This is a genomic window from Croceitalea sp. W27 (assembly GCF_055693185.1).
The window spans coordinates 1,803,407-1,817,253 of sequence record NZ_CM146327.1 but is presented as its reverse complement, the minus strand read 5'-3'; the positions used below and the strand labels follow the sequence as shown (position 1 = coordinate 1,817,253).

The window sequence follows — 13,847 nt, the reverse complement described above, 5'->3', positions numbered from 1 at the left end:
TTTATAAAGCCATTAAATTACAACCCCGTATATCAGAATGGTCAAATCTACCTAAAATCTCAAAGCTGCCGTCTGGATAGATTTTCCCTAAATCTTGTGTCGCAATAAACGAACAAGAATAAAGATTTGCCAAATCAATGATATTGATGCCTCCGGTTTTTTCAACTTGTTGAATTTCCAATGGGTTTTCGGTATCCCTAGTTAAAATCTTCATCCATGGGGGAGATTTAAAAATGCCCTTATCTTTTGAGTACGCTTGAGATAGTAGTTCGGTCATACCGTATTCTGAATGTACGGCATCAACACCAAACCCCTTTTTTAACTGGTTGTGTAATTCATTTCTTAACATCTCTTTGCGCCTGCCCTTCATGCCTCCAGTTTCCATAACAATGGTATGCTTGAGTGAGAAGTTATATTTTTCAACTAAATCTAGCAAAGCAAATGAAACCCCAATGAGCAAAGTTTTTGTTCCCAAGCTTTCTAATTTTTCCAATGTCACCTTTAATTGGTCAAGATTATTAAGATAAAAGCCGCTATCTGGGTGATTTGATTTTCGAATAAGGTCATCGACCATGTATATCAACGAAGAACCTTTACGTTCTAAATAGGCCGGTAATAGAGCGAGAATGCAATAGTCTTCTACATCACCATAAAACGCCTTAAATCCGTTTAAGTAGCTTTTCTTGTAGATATCAGTATCTAATACAAAGTGTTTACTTGCGATAGCACCGGTAGTTCCGCTGCTTTCAAAAACTATCTCGGCATTTTTTTTTGTGGCTAGTATTTTTTTGGACTTAAAAAATTGGATAGGTAAAAACGGAATATCAGAGACTTGTTGTACACTATCCTCATTTCGTTTTAAATGCTCACAAAAAGTATGGTATACCCCATTGTATCGGTATTGAAATTTGAACGTTTTAAGTGCCAACGAATCAAATTCTTTTTGACTTTGAATATCAAAAAGGGTATCAATTTCAAAGTTTGCCATACAGCACAAAAATAACCAAATAAAAAGCCCCTAACAATCTTGTCAGAGGCTTTTAAATTGATTAGTATGGGTTATTATTTTATGACAAGTTTTCTTGTCATTGTTTTTTTATCTTCTGTTACCTGCAATACATAAACGCCCGGCACAAGTCTAGAAATATCTAGAGTGTTCGTACTTATTTTATCGACCAAAACAAGTTCTCCAAAAACATCGTACACCTTAATATTCTTTTTGGCATTAGATGTTGTCGTAATATATATTTCTTCCCCATAAGCGGGGTTCGGATACATTTTAAAACCTTTTACTTGCGTTTCTTTTTCGTCGTTCACGGTAACCAATTCTTGGCCAAAAGATAGTAACGGCAAAATTACTAGTGCTATGAAGTAGATTTTTTTCATGTTCAAGATTGTGGGATATCTGAAGTAAAATTACTGAAAGGCAGAAGGTTACACTATTTTATGTTGTAAAATAGAGCCGTTTGGTTGTGAGCACGATGAAATGCAAAAATCATCGATAAAGCAACATTTTTTAAATAGCGAGTAGGTGTTACTTAATAACTAATTTACGTGTAGCCATCTTATCTTTCTCCATAACACGAAGAATATAAACACCTTTATCTAAATTGGATAGATTTAATTCTTTGCCTAGAATGGTGGTCTCTAGAACTTTTGTGCCTAGAACATCAAAGACTAAAATCTTTTTAGGGGCGTTTTGCGCAGTGCTGATATAAATTTTTCCGTTGGTAACAGGATTCGGATACAATTTAAATCCGTCAATATCACCCTTGGCTTGGTTTTGAGAGAAACCAAACGAGCATACCATAAAGAAGATTACTAAGTAAAGTTGCTTCATATAAAGTATTGGTTACAAAGGGTATGCCACAAATATAAAAATTTGAAGAAGGAACGACCAGTGCTATAAAGATAAATCCCACATTTTTCGATGAACTGCACAAAAAAAGCCCCGCTAAGCGAGGCTTTAGTATGAAAAATCGATTTTTTAGTTAATTCCCACGGTCCAACCAGCTCCCCATGAAGCAACATCCGTACCTGTACCGTTACCTATTCCTGTAACTAAATCTTCTTCCGTGGCAGTTCCATCAATAGATGTATTGGAAACTACGTCAGTGAAAGTAACATCGGTAAAAGTCAAATTAGAACCTATTTCTTGAGATGTAGGTGTAGAAGCTTCATCATCATCAACGGATATACCTGTGTTCTTACCTTCAATTAAAATGTTTGTAAAAGTACCTTGGGTACCAGCGCGCAATAAGAAACCTCTTGTGCTATCGTTAGAACCACTTTCACTTTTAATAGTGACATTGGTTACGGTAGGGTTAGAGAAAGAACCAGAAGCATTGGTGAAATCCGTATTAAAACCATCACACTCAAAAGCTTCATCCCCAATACCATTGCCTTGTAACACGTAAGCATTGGTTATTGTACCGTTGTAACCTTCTGTCCAGTCAATAGAATCGTCTTGTGCATTCACAACGGCCACAAAGTTTGCATTAACCGTTCCTCCAAAAAATTCAACACCATCGTCAGCACCTTCAAAAGCTTGTATATATTCAATGGTCGTTCCGTTACCAACACCATAGAAAGAGAAACCATTATTTTCTGATTGCCCGTCTGCAGCACCACCCGAGTATTGTACGCGTACATATCTTAAAATACCAGAATTGTCATCTGCTACGTTACCTCCGTACGGTAAATTTCCAATTTCTGAAGTTGCAGTAGAAGTTCCAGTTACAGAGTTTACAGGTGCTCTACCTAATAAAATAATACCACCCCAATCACCAGCAGAAGGTGCTGTTGAGTTAGATGTGAAAATAATAGGATTAGAAGCCGTTCCTTCAGCCATAATTTGAGCTCCTTGCTCAATAGCTAAATAAACATTAGGTCCTGCTTCTGCTTTAATAATTGTTCCAGGCTCTATAGTTAAGGTAACCCCAGATGCAACAATAGTTGCGCCTGTTAACATATATTCAACATCAGCTTCTAATGTAGTATCTTCTGTAATAGATCCAGATGCAGGAGTTAAAACCACAGTATCTTCTTCGGTTGTAGTTCCTTGATTATTGTTTACTGTAGTAACACTGTTATCGTTAATTACAATATCGGAAGTGTCATCACGCTCACAAGACGCAAATACTGCTAAAGCAATACCAAATACTAAAAATTTATTTTTCATCGTTTTAAGTTTAAAAAGTAATTATTATGGTTTTTTAAAATTTGTATTTCAAAGTAATTCCTACGTTTATTCCAAGATTATATTCTCTAATCACAACATCGCCGTTGCCAGTATTTTCCCTAAGTAAGGTAATATCTGGATCCAATAGATTGCTAGCACTTAGGTTAGCTTCAAAATGCTCTCCAATTGGATTTTTCCAAATAAAATTTAGTGTTGGAACGGCTTTTTCTACAATGTTTCCTAAAGAACCTGCACCTAAGGCAGATATTCTGTCAGAGAAGTATGAAAACACCAAAGTTGCTTTCGGGCTATAGTTTTCAAATACTGGGCTATAATTTAAATCTGCATTTATGATGAAAGGAGATGCCCCCTGTAGTTCATCAGAACTTCTGTCGAAAGTGGTGCCGAATGTATTTGCCTCACCAGCCTCAATATTTCTTAAATCTTGGTTAGTTCTTGTGTAAGCTGCATTTAAACCAAGGGAAAGGGTTGTTTTTTCCTCGGCATTGGTGATTAGATTTTTTCTTGCTTCTACTTCTAAACCAATTACCTCTGCTTGATTCCCTGTACGGAAAAGACGTTGCGTACCGGTAGCATCGGCTGCAATAACCCTATTCACAGGATCTTTAATTAGTTTTCCGAAAGCGGCTATGGATAAAATCTCACCTCTTTCCATAAACCACTCATATTTGAGGTCAAAGTTGTAGATTTTAGAGAAATTCACGCCATCCCCATTCTTACCTCCGAACAAATCTGGGTTTCCACCAAAGCGTTGTGTAACACCTTCGTAAACAAAGGGAGCTACTTCTTTAAATTCTGGAAAAGAGACGGTATTACTAAATGCAAACCTCAAATTGGCATCTTCATTTAGCTTATATCTCATATTTAAACTGGGAAGGAAAATGTTTTCATAAACGTTTCTAAACCCAGGGTCAGAAGGCGGAAGATTGATTACGTCATATTGAATTTGCTGACTTACCGATTCTGCCCTGATACCGGGAACAATCAAAAATTTATCACTAAGACTTAACTCTGCCATTAGATAACCAGCATGGATATCAAGGTTACCAGTATAGGTGTTATCTGGTAGACCAGGTCTGTTTACGGCACCTATGTCGTTGTTTATCGGGTTTAAGTTTCTTATTTCATAAAGAGCTCCTTCTACACCAGCTAAACTGCTATTTTCAATGGTGAAAAAATCATCAAAGTTGTTTACGTCGGTAACTGGTGTAGTTCGGTCAAAAATTCTGTAACCATATCGAATACTCTTAAAGTTACGTTCTTTGGTTCTTCCGTTATAGCCAAATTTTAATACTGTTTTTTCAGATAATTGGTTGCTTAAATTGATAAAGCTATTGAACTCTTCGTCTTCAATGTTTTGAAAGAAACGTTGATTTTCGAAAGCTGTGTTGGTAAAAAATACAGGATTGGTATTTGGGTCATTATCCAAGGCAAATTGGTAATTCTCTAGGGTAATACGTTTTCTATCCGGTTCATCCGAAAAAACCTTGTTATAACCAGTGCCCCAGTCCAACTTCCATTTTTCATTGAAACGATGCTGACCAGTTAACTGATTAACAAAAATCATATCTTGATTGAACTGGATATTGGAAACAAAAAAACCATTGTCAGATGTTATACCATCACGGTTGAAGCCTTGCCCATCTACTCCAAAAAAGCTTACTGCATCTTTGGCGCTGTTTATGAATAATGAGCTGTATTTGATCTTATTTTCGTTATTTATCTTATAAACAATATTTCCGAGTGCCGTAGTAGTTGTTTTATATGCGTACTCCGCGGTATTCGGAAAGTCAAACTTTAGCACATTGGTGAAGTCTCTTGCAGGGCCTTGCAAAAACTCATAACCATTGCCAAAACTTGCAGTACCAAAAAAGCTCAATCGCGATTCATCATTTAGGTTGATAGAGTAACCTCCCTCGATTGAACCATTGATATTAATAGGTGCAGACATACTTTCTGGGTCTATTCCGTGAGATAGAATTACAGCAAATGGGTTGTTATTATATCTATTGTAGAAACCAAAGAAGCTAGTTCCCTCGCTCTGTAAAAAGTCTTCACCAATGGCATTACTGTTAATACCACTGCCTAAAGAGAAAGATAAATAACCATCACCTGTGTATTCTTTGGAATCTATATTAACGTTACCTGCCGCAAAATCCCCGTAAAAATCAGAGTTATATGCCTTGCTTACAGCTACATTTTCTATAATACTAGATGAGAATAAGTTTAAATCGATGTTCTTTTTATTGACATCGTTGGAAGGAAGTGATAAGCCGTTCATTGTTGTGTTTTGGTAGCGATCACCAAGACCACGTACATAAACGTTACTTGAACCCTGTTGTTTTGAGATTCCGGATATTTGCGCTACGGCACCCGCAGCATCATCTATTCCTTTTAAAGTCAATGCCTCGGCACTTATGGCTTCTTGAAGAACGACAGCATTTTTTTGTTCTAAAAGCAAGGCAATTTCAGAATCTTTTCTGGCGGAAGTAGTAATTACCACTTCATCTAAGGCAAAACCCTGAGAAGCACTCATGGGTACATTGATTGTAGTAACTTTATCCGCGACGACCTCGACATCTGGTATTTCTACAGTTTCATAGCCTAAATAACTATACTGAACTGTGTAAACACCTGGCTCTAGATTCGCAATTTCATACAAACCATCAAAATCTGATGTTGTTCCTATTGTCGTTCCTTTAATTAGAACATTTGCAAAAGGTAATGGTTCGTCGTTTAATTCTTTGTCGGTAAGTTTACCAATAATACTACCTGTTCCTTGCGAAAGCACAGTTGTAGTGAATATTAATACTAATATGGTAAAAACGTTTTTCATTGTACGGTTTGTGGTTTAACGCTGCGCAAAGAAAGACATGTGTTGTAAAAGCTTTGTAAGGCGTAGGTTAAGAGTTTATTTTAAAAGTATTACCATAATGTTATCACATTAAATCAACGTTAAGAGATCAAAGTGTAATTGTATTATATTTACATTTGGGTAAACAACAAAGAAAAAACCATCCCGCGAAATAAGCTTTTGCAGTGAATTATTTAGACGATAAAAAGTTGAGGCGAATTGCATCTGAGCGGTTTCTAACACAAATTTATAACAGATGAAAACCAGTGATATTAGAATACTTTTGGTTGATGATGAACCTGATATTCTTGAAATTGTAAGTTATAATCTCGCTTCTGAAGGGTATGTAGTATTTACGGCCAAAAATGGTGTGGAAGGTGTCGCAAAAGCTAAAAAAAAACATCCCCACCTCATTATCTTAGATGTTATGATGCCTGAGATGGATGGTATCGAGGCCTGTGAAATTATGCGGAACACCCCTGGTTTAGAAAACGCTATTATTACCTTTCTTACAGCTCGTGGCGAAGATTATTCTCAAGTTGCCGGTTTTGATGCAGGGGCTGATGATTACATTACCAAACCTATTAAACCTAAAGTGCTTGTCAGTAAAGTGAAGGCTCTTTTACGAAGGTTGAAAGAAGATAAAGAAGATACTGAAGATATCGTGAAAGTAGGTAATATCGTCATTAATAGAGAAGAGTATAAAATTGTAAATGATGGTAAAGAAATTATATTACCTAGAAAAGAGTTTGAGCTTTTATCATTACTTACATCTAAACCTAGTAAAGTATTTAAAAGAGAGGTTATTCTTGACAAGGTCTGGGGAAATGAAGTTGTTGTCGGGGGTAGAACAATAGATGTTCATATTCGTAAACTAAGAGAGAAAATAGGAGACCATCACTTTAAAACTGTGAAAGGGGTAGGGTATAAGTTTGTTCTATAATGGCTATTAAGCTTAAAAAGTCATATAGATTTGCCCTGCGTTCCTCGCTATATATTTCAATCCTTCTTACGGTATCACTTTTACTGGTTTTCTGGATAACCGACAGTTTAGATTGGAAACAATTGTTGCTATTTTTGCCTATTTCTTTCCTGATTCCTTTCATTATTATTCAGACTAGGGTAGAACGCTTTATCTACCGCCGAGTAAAGAAAATATATGATGATGTTTCCTTACTGGAATCTTCTTCGTTTTCTTCAAGACCGGTAACCACCGATATGAAAACCTTAACTGAAGAAATTGGCAAATTTGCGAAGGATAAGAAGGTGGAAATAGACACGCTCAAGATTCGGGAAGAATATAGAAAAGATTTTTTAGGTAACGTGTCGCATGAATTAAAGACACCTTTATTTACGGTACAAGGCTATATTTTAACGCTTTTAGATGGTGCGCTAAAAGACAATAAAGTAAACGAAAAATACCTTAAAAGAGCGAGCAAAGGGGTAGAACGCCTAATCTATATAGTTAAGGACCTTGACCTGATTACAAAATTAGAAGTGGGCGATTTAAACCTTGAGAAAGAAGAGTTTGATATTATTGAGCTTATCAAGAATGTGTTTGAACTTTTAGAAATGAAGGCTGCTAAAAAACACATTACGTTGACATTTGATATGGCGTATGTCAACCCTATTTATGTGTTGGGTGATGACGAAAAAATTCAGCAGGTTTTAACAAACTTATTGGTCAACTCTATCAAATATGGTCACGAAAATGGCACTACTGAGGTTAGCGTAGAAAATCTTATAAAAAATAAGGTTATCGTAAGGGTGACGGACAACGGAGAAGGTATTTCAAGGGAGCATATCCCTAGACTTTTTGAGCGATTTTATAGGGTCGACAAAACGGGAAATAGAGATGTCGGAGGTTCTGGCTTAGGCTTATCCATAGTCAAGCACATTATAGAAGCTCACGGTGAGAAAATTTATGTGGAGAGTGAAGAAGATGTTGGTTCTGAATTTTCTTTTACCTTAGAAAAAGTATCTAAGCGAGATTAGCCCCCTAAAACAGTTCATTCTTATTGCTCTTGATAGTCGAGTCGTTTTAGATTTGATTAGTTTTGCCAAAAATTAAACAGTTGTTTTGGGAAGCAAGAATAAACTAAAGCGTTTTGCTGAAAATGAAACATTTTCGAATGTAATTCAACCTACTAGAGATGAAATTTTAAAGGGCTTTGAATTCAAGGGCAAATGGAATTCATTTTTTAAAAATGAGAACCCTATTGTATTGGAATTGGGTTGTGGTAAGGGAGAATATACCGTTGGTCTTGCAAAATTAAACCCCAATAGAAATTATATTGGAATTGATATCAAAGGAGCCCGCTTTTGGCGTGGTGCCAAAACGTCAATTGAAGAAAACATGAATAATGTTGCCTTTGTTAGAACACAAATAGAATTGGTAGACCAGCTATTTGAAAAAGATGAAGTTTCAGAGATATGGATAACTTTTCCGGATCCTCAAATAAAGTATAAAAGAACCAAACATAGAATGACCAATGAGGTCTTCCTTAAAAAATATCAAAAGATTTTAAAGCCTAACGGTATAATGCACCTTAAAACAGATAGTGAGTTTATGCATGGCTATACGCTTGGACTGTTACATGGTTTAAACTATGAAGTTATTTACGCTAACCACGATGTTTATAAAAACGAAGGCAGCCCCCAAGAAGTCCTAAAAATTCAGACTTTCTATGAAAATCAGTATCTTGAAAAGGGAAAACCAATAACCTATATCCAGTTTAGGATAACAAACTAAATGACACAACTGCTAACGCTTTTTTTAGCTACTTTTTCTGCTGCTTTTTTGGCATCCGCACCACCGGGGCTACTAAATGTAAATGCGGCAAAAACTAGTGTAGAAAAAGGGAAATCCAATGGTATTATTTTTGGATTAGGAGTCGCTCTAATGGTCATGTTACAAGTGTACTTGGCCGTTAGAATAGCCAAATACCTTTTAAGAAACCCAGAAGTAATAGCAATGTTGTTACAACTAGCCATAGTTGTATTTGGGGTACTTGCTATCTTTTTCTTTTTCAAGGCTAAGAAATCAAACAGCGAACCATTACAATTTGTTGAAGGTAAGAAGAGAAGCAGTTTTAGTAAGGGTCTGTTTTTGGCCGCAATAAACCTGTTGACCGTGCCCTATTATAGTGGATTAAACACCCTATTTAATTCACAAGGGTTTATGGATTATGAAATAATCGATGAGGTCATCTTTATTTTAGCGGCAGGTTTGGGTACTTTTTTGGTGATGTATTTGTACGTGTTTTATTTTAATAAAATGGAATGCAAATCAAACCGTTTTTCTAAAAATTCTAATTATATCTTGAGTGGCTTAATGTTGGTTTTACTTTGTATAACCCTAATACGTGTTTTTTATCATTAAATGGAAGAGAAAAACTTTTTCGATAAGGTTTACGAGGTGGCACAACAGATTCCCTACGGTCGTGTAACCTCCTATGGTGCCATTGCGAAATATTTGGGTGCGGCACGCAGCGCTAGAATGGTGGGTTGGGCCATGAACAATTCACTTACGAAAGATGTACCTGCTCATCGCGTAGTGAATAGAGTGGGTTTGCTTACCGGTAAACAACACTTTGACGGTACTAATCTGATGCAACAATTATTAGAGAATGAGGGTATACAAGTTGAAAACAATCAAATTATTGATTTTCAAAAACATTTTTGGGACCCTGGTAAAGAATTAAGGAATTAAGACATCAAAATTATCTCCTTTCCAATAATTTGAAGATTTTTTATTGACCGCTATTTTTTTTGCAAAACCTTTATCCACTAACTCTTCTAAATCTGTTCTTGCGGTTTGATTTGTTACTGAGAAAATTGTTTCTACTTCTTTTACGGTAAAAAAGCGATTCGAATCTTTTTCCAACCAAAAAAGTAACTGCGCTTGTCTTTCATTAACACCATCGATTTTAAAGAATTTAGATAGGTCTTTCTGTTGTCTTTTCTTTTTGGCAATGTATTTTTTTAGATCTTCAAATGCCTTGGTCAATACTTTTACTTGATAATGAACAAAGTAGGTAACATCCATATCATCTATTTCTGTGTAGATATATGCTTTTTCATATTGGGTCTTGGTTTCCATAATTACACGTGATATGGAAAGGTATTCTGTTAGCCAATAACCATTTTTGAGTAAATACCAATAAAACAAAGCACGTGCTGTTCTTCCATTACCATCATAAAAAGGATGTATATAGCCTATTAAAAAATGAAGAATGGACGCTTTTACTATAGGATGGATAAAGTTTTCTTTGGGATTGGAATTGAAAAATTCACAAAAAGATTCCATCAAAGCATTTAACTCTTCATGTTTTGGGGGAGTGTGTACAATTTCTCCAGTAATTTCATTCATCACATGAACATCATCAGTACTTCTTAAAATACCAATATGCTCATTTTCTAGAGTATTTTTGGTAACTATTTGATGAATTTCATAGAGTTTCGCTAAGGAAATATCCTCATTTTGGTTTTCACTGATGTATTGAATAGCTTGATAATTATTCATTATCATCTGCTCGGATTTGTTACGAGGTTTGGTTTTTTTACGTAACATTTCTTTCGCTTTGATACGGGTTGTAGTGGCACCTTCTATCATAGAAGAAAAGATAGATTCTTCCATTAAAGCGTTATTTAGATATTGGGCTTTGTCCAAATCTGAAAGTAACTGTTCTTTTTGAAGTCCAGCACCAAAGTTGAAGTCTAGGTAGTGGAGTTTTTGATGGAGGTATAAATTTGATGCATGATAATATATGATTTTATATTCTAAGCCTATTTCTCCAAATTGTGCTTCTAAATTTCTTTTGAACTTTGTTATTCCCCATAATTCTTCTACACCGAACGTTCTACTCTTTAGATACTTAATTTTATCCCAAAAGAGATACTCTTTTTCGATTTTTTGAAATACTGGTAACTGAGAAGTTTTCGTTACTATGTTTGCTATAGTCTTATTTGTTTTACTGAGTTTGACTTTTGGTGCTTTTTCAATCATAATCATCAATATTTCCTAATTTTTAAAAAATTAGGATAAATCATTATAAACCAAATATAGATCATTATTTGTAAATTTTTAAAAAATTAGGATAAATTAATAAATCGGCATTAATAATAGAACCTTATCATACCATCTTCATTTTCAATCTACCGACTTCTTAATCTGAGGCCTACGCCGTATCTTTGTAATTTAGAATCAATTTAAACGACTGTGCTTTTATAAGCTCAGAATCACTAGACAAATTTGATTAATGAAGATAGATAAGAAAGAAGTTTTAAAAGCTCTTGAGAATATTACAGTTCCTGGTGAAGGCCAAAATATGATTGAAAGTGGCGCGGTTACCAACGTTCAGGTTTTTGGCGATGAGGTAGAAGTAGATTTAACTATAAAAAATCCTAGTTTGCAGGCCCGCAAAAAAACCGAAGTTGAAATTTTAAAAATTATCCATGAAAAGGTATACGCAAAAGCTAAGATTAAGGTAAATCTAAAGGTAGAAGCAGCAACAAAACCCAAGGTCAATGAAATTAAAGGGAAACCAATACCAGGTATACAAAGTATTATAGCTGTCGCCTCAGGCAAGGGAGGGGTTGGTAAATCTACTGTCACGGCGAATCTGGCCGTTACATTGGCTAAAATGGGTTTTAATGTGGGTGTTTTAGATACTGATATTTATGGACCTTCTATGCCCATAATGTTCGATGTTGCTTTAGAAAAACCACTTTCTATCAATGTAGATGGCAAAAACAAAATGAAACCTGTAGAGAATTATGGTGTTAAATTATTATCCATCGGCTTTTTTACGCAGCCAAATCAGGCCGTGATTTGGAGAGGCCCCATGGCATCGAAGGCTCTAAATCAAATGATTTTTGATGCGCATTGGGGAGAACTTGATTTTTTATTATTGGATCTGCCCCCAGGTACCGGAGATATTCATTTGAGTATTATGCAATCACTTCCTGTGACCGGTGCAGTTGTGGTCAGTACTCCGCAAGAGATTGCTTTGGCAGATGCAAGAAAAGGCGTGGCAATGTTTCAACAAGAGGCAATTAATGTACCGGTTCTAGGGATTATAGAAAACATGGCGTATTTCACACCGGAAGAACTGCCCGAGAACAAATACCATATCTTTGGTAAAGATGGAGCAAAGCATTTGGCCGAAGATTTAAAAGTTCCGTTTTTAGGGGAGGTTCCTTTGGTTCAAAGTATTAGGGAAGCAGGAGATGTAGGAAGACCGGCTGCATTGCAAACTGCTACACCGACCGAAGTAGCTTTTGAGGAATTGACCAAAAATGTAGTGCAAGAATTGGTGAATAGAAATACGGCTTTACCACCAACGGAAGCAATTAAAATCACAACAATGGCAGGCTGTGCCGCTGTTAAAAAATGATTCTTATGACATCAGAAGAAGTAAGATTAAATGTAGAAAAAGCATTAGAAGAAATTCGTCCTTTTTTGCAAAATGATGGAGGGGATATTTCTTTGATATCTATCGATAATGACACATCGGTAAAAGTAAAATTAGAAGGTAACTGTATCGGTTGTAGTGTTAATCAAATGACATTGAAAAGCGGTGTTGAGATGACCATCAAAAAATATGTACCTCAAATTGAAGAAGTAATTAACCTTAGTTAAATCGTATAAGTCATAGTTTCCCATAGACTACACTACTTAGTTTTGACCAATTCTAAGAGATTTTCATGATTAAAACAGATATATTGATAATTGGCGCGGGCCCAACAGGGCTTTTTGCTGTTTTTGAAGCAGGACTTTTAAAACTAAAATGCCATCTTATTGATGCATTACCCCAAGCAGGTGGGCAATGTTCAGAGATTTATCCTAAAAAACCGATATATGATATCCCAGGTTTTCCAGAGGTTTTGGCGGGAGACCTGGTCGATAATTTAATGGAACAGATTAAACCTTTTCAACCTGGCTTTACACTTGGGGAACGCGCAGAAACGATAGAAAGGTTAGCCGATGATTCTTTTGTAGTAACTACAACGAAAGGAACAAAACATAATGCCCCAATTGTTGCTATTGCTGGAGGCTTAGGTAGTTTCGAGCCTCGTAAGCCAAAATTGGAAAATCTTGAATTTTTCGAAGATAATGGAGTGGCCTACATTATAAAAGATCCAAAGGTTTACCGTAATAAAAAAGTATTGATTGCCGGGGGGGGAGATTCCGCTTTAGATTGGTCTATTTTTTTAGCTGATGTAGCTGATGAGGTGACTTTAGTACACCGCAGAAATGAATTTAGGGGTGCGTTGGATTCCGTTGAGAAAGTGCAAGAGCTTAAAAATGCTGGTAAGATAAATCTAATTACTCCTGCCGAAGTTATCCAACTAAAAGGAGAAAATAGTTTAGAAAGTGTTGTAGTTCAAAAAACTGATACAAAAGATAACATTGAGGTTCAAGTAGATAATTTTATTCCACTTTTTGGGCTTTCGCCTAAATTAGGACCTATTGCAGACTGGGGACTTGAGATTGAAAAAAATGCTATTAAAGTTGATAATACATTGGACTATCAAACCAATATTCCCGGTATCTACGCCATTGGAGATGTGAACACGTATCCGGGTAAATTGAAATTGATTCTCTGCGGATTTCACGAAGCTACTTTAATGTGCCAAAGTGCCTATCAGCGTATTTTTCCAGATAAGAAATATGTCATGAAATATACCACAGTAGGGGGTGTAACCGGCTTTGATGGCAGTAAAAAAGAAGCACCTAAAGCAGTTGTGAAAGCAATAGATTGATTTTAGAATTCAGTAATTAGGGAA

At 35.8% G+C, this 13,847-nt stretch carries 14 protein-coding genes; 8 read left to right on the top strand and 6 right to left on the bottom strand.

Annotation, left to right across the window (positions count from 1 at the left end; translation table 11 throughout):
• Position 1: 1 nt before the first annotated feature.
• From ACZ1GR_RS08165 to ACZ1GR_RS08145, 5 genes are all read right to left on the bottom strand, one after another.
• Positions 2-988: a LuxE/PaaK family acyltransferase gene (locus ACZ1GR_RS08165; protein WP_472611651.1), complete on the bottom strand. Its 987-nt coding sequence runs from the start codon at positions 986-988 to the stop codon at positions 2-4.
• 74 nt (positions 989-1,062) lie between these two features.
• Positions 1,063-1,386 carry a T9SS type A sorting domain-containing protein gene (locus tag ACZ1GR_RS08160; RefSeq protein ID WP_377766044.1) on the bottom strand — a complete coding sequence of 108 codons (324 nt, stop codon included), beginning with the start codon at positions 1,384-1,386 and terminating at the stop codon, positions 1,063-1,065.
• A gap of 148 nt (positions 1,387-1,534) precedes the next feature.
• Complete coding sequence (locus ACZ1GR_RS08155; RefSeq protein ID WP_472611650.1) at positions 1,535-1,840, bottom strand: T9SS type A sorting domain-containing protein; 306 nt, start codon at positions 1,838-1,840, stop codon at positions 1,535-1,537.
• Positions 1,841-1,987: 147 nt separating this feature from the next.
• Positions 1,988-3,181, bottom strand: a complete 1,194-nt coding sequence (locus ACZ1GR_RS08150; protein ID WP_472611649.1) for a multidrug transporter — start codon at positions 3,179-3,181, stop codon at positions 1,988-1,990.
• 34 nt (positions 3,182-3,215) lie between these two features.
• Positions 3,216-6,038: a TonB-dependent receptor gene (locus ACZ1GR_RS08145; RefSeq protein WP_472611648.1), complete on the bottom strand. Its 2,823-nt coding sequence runs from the start codon at positions 6,036-6,038 to the stop codon at positions 3,216-3,218.
• A 274-nt stretch (positions 6,039-6,312) separates the two neighbouring features.
• Here ACZ1GR_RS08145 and ACZ1GR_RS08140 point away from each other — a divergent pair, with 274 nt between their 5' ends.
• The 5 genes from ACZ1GR_RS08140 to ACZ1GR_RS08120 all read left to right on the top strand — a co-directional run bounded on the left by ACZ1GR_RS08140 (position 6,313) and on the right by ACZ1GR_RS08120 (position 9,768).
• On the top strand, positions 6,313-6,999 hold the full coding sequence (locus tag ACZ1GR_RS08140) for a response regulator transcription factor (protein WP_472611647.1): 687 nt from the start codon (positions 6,313-6,315) through the stop codon (positions 6,997-6,999).
• Positions 6,999-8,051 carry a sensor histidine kinase gene (locus ACZ1GR_RS08135; protein WP_472611646.1) on the top strand — a complete coding sequence of 351 codons (1,053 nt, stop codon included), beginning with the start codon at positions 6,999-7,001 and terminating at the stop codon, positions 8,049-8,051. The genes ACZ1GR_RS08140 and ACZ1GR_RS08135 overlap by 1 nt, the downstream gene beginning before the upstream one ends.
• A gap of 85 nt (positions 8,052-8,136) precedes the next feature.
• Entirely contained in the window at positions 8,137-8,808 is a 672-nt protein-coding gene (gene trmB, locus ACZ1GR_RS08130; protein WP_472611645.1) for a tRNA (guanosine(46)-N7)-methyltransferase TrmB, read from the top strand.
• Complete coding sequence (locus tag ACZ1GR_RS08125) at positions 8,809-9,438, top strand: LysE family transporter (protein ID WP_472611644.1); 630 nt, start codon at positions 8,809-8,811, stop codon at positions 9,436-9,438.
• A complete protein-coding gene (locus tag ACZ1GR_RS08120; protein WP_472611643.1) occupies positions 9,439-9,768 on the top strand; it encodes an MGMT family protein in 330 nt (109 codons plus the stop codon).
• Here the strand turns inward: ACZ1GR_RS08120 and ACZ1GR_RS08115 are convergent.
• A complete protein-coding gene (locus ACZ1GR_RS08115) occupies positions 9,757-11,064 on the bottom strand; it encodes a Fic family protein (protein WP_472611642.1) in 1,308 nt (435 codons plus the stop codon). The genes ACZ1GR_RS08120 and ACZ1GR_RS08115 overlap by 12 nt on opposite strands.
• Positions 11,065-11,317: 253 nt before the next feature.
• Here ACZ1GR_RS08115 and ACZ1GR_RS08110 point away from each other — a divergent pair, with 253 nt between their 5' ends.
• From ACZ1GR_RS08110 to ACZ1GR_RS08100, 3 genes are all read left to right on the top strand, one after another.
• Positions 11,318-12,454: an Mrp/NBP35 family ATP-binding protein gene (locus tag ACZ1GR_RS08110; RefSeq protein WP_472611641.1), complete on the top strand. Its 1,137-nt coding sequence runs from the start codon at positions 11,318-11,320 to the stop codon at positions 12,452-12,454.
• Positions 12,455-12,459: 5 nt separating this feature from the next.
• Entirely contained in the window at positions 12,460-12,699 is a 240-nt protein-coding gene (locus tag ACZ1GR_RS08105; protein ID WP_472611640.1) for a NifU family protein, read from the top strand.
• A 65-nt stretch (positions 12,700-12,764) separates the two neighbouring features.
• Positions 12,765-13,823 (top strand): NAD(P)/FAD-dependent oxidoreductase, encoded by a 1,059-nt coding sequence (locus tag ACZ1GR_RS08100; RefSeq protein WP_472611639.1) that lies wholly within the window; start codon positions 12,765-12,767, stop codon positions 13,821-13,823.
• Positions 13,824-13,847: the final 24 nt, after the last annotated feature.

What these genes read in the sequence shown, in the direction of transcription:
- ACZ1GR_RS08165 (WP_472611651.1), bottom strand. Translation starts at nt 988, where the DNA reads ATGGCAAACTTTGAAATTGATACCCTTTTTGATATTCAAAGTCAAAAA.
- ACZ1GR_RS08160 (WP_377766044.1), bottom strand. Translation starts at nt 1,386, where the DNA reads ATGAAAAAAATCTACTTCATAGCACTAGTAATTTTGCCGTTACTATCT.
- ACZ1GR_RS08155 (WP_472611650.1), bottom strand. Translation starts at nt 1,840, where the DNA reads ATGAAGCAACTTTACTTAGTAATCTTCTTTATGGTATGCTCGTTTGGT.
- ACZ1GR_RS08150 (WP_472611649.1), bottom strand. Translation starts at nt 3,181, where the DNA reads ATGAAAAATAAATTTTTAGTATTTGGTATTGCTTTAGCAGTATTTGCG.
- ACZ1GR_RS08145 (WP_472611648.1), bottom strand. Translation starts at nt 6,038, where the DNA reads ATGAAAAACGTTTTTACCATATTAGTATTAATATTCACTACAACTGTG.
- ACZ1GR_RS08140 (WP_472611647.1), top strand. Translation starts at nt 6,313, where the DNA reads ATGAAAACCAGTGATATTAGAATACTTTTGGTTGATGATGAACCTGAT.
- ACZ1GR_RS08135 (WP_472611646.1), top strand. Translation starts at nt 6,999, where the DNA reads ATGGCTATTAAGCTTAAAAAGTCATATAGATTTGCCCTGCGTTCCTCG.
- ACZ1GR_RS08125 (WP_472611644.1), top strand. Translation starts at nt 8,809, where the DNA reads ATGACACAACTGCTAACGCTTTTTTTAGCTACTTTTTCTGCTGCTTTT.
- ACZ1GR_RS08120 (WP_472611643.1), top strand. Translation starts at nt 9,439, where the DNA reads ATGGAAGAGAAAAACTTTTTCGATAAGGTTTACGAGGTGGCACAACAG.
- ACZ1GR_RS08115 (WP_472611642.1), bottom strand. Translation starts at nt 11,064, where the DNA reads ATGATTGAAAAAGCACCAAAAGTCAAACTCAGTAAAACAAATAAGACT.
- ACZ1GR_RS08110 (WP_472611641.1), top strand. Translation starts at nt 11,318, where the DNA reads ATGAAGATAGATAAGAAAGAAGTTTTAAAAGCTCTTGAGAATATTACA.
- ACZ1GR_RS08105 (WP_472611640.1), top strand. Translation starts at nt 12,460, where the DNA reads ATGACATCAGAAGAAGTAAGATTAAATGTAGAAAAAGCATTAGAAGAA.
- ACZ1GR_RS08100 (WP_472611639.1), top strand. Translation starts at nt 12,765, where the DNA reads ATGATTAAAACAGATATATTGATAATTGGCGCGGGCCCAACAGGGCTT.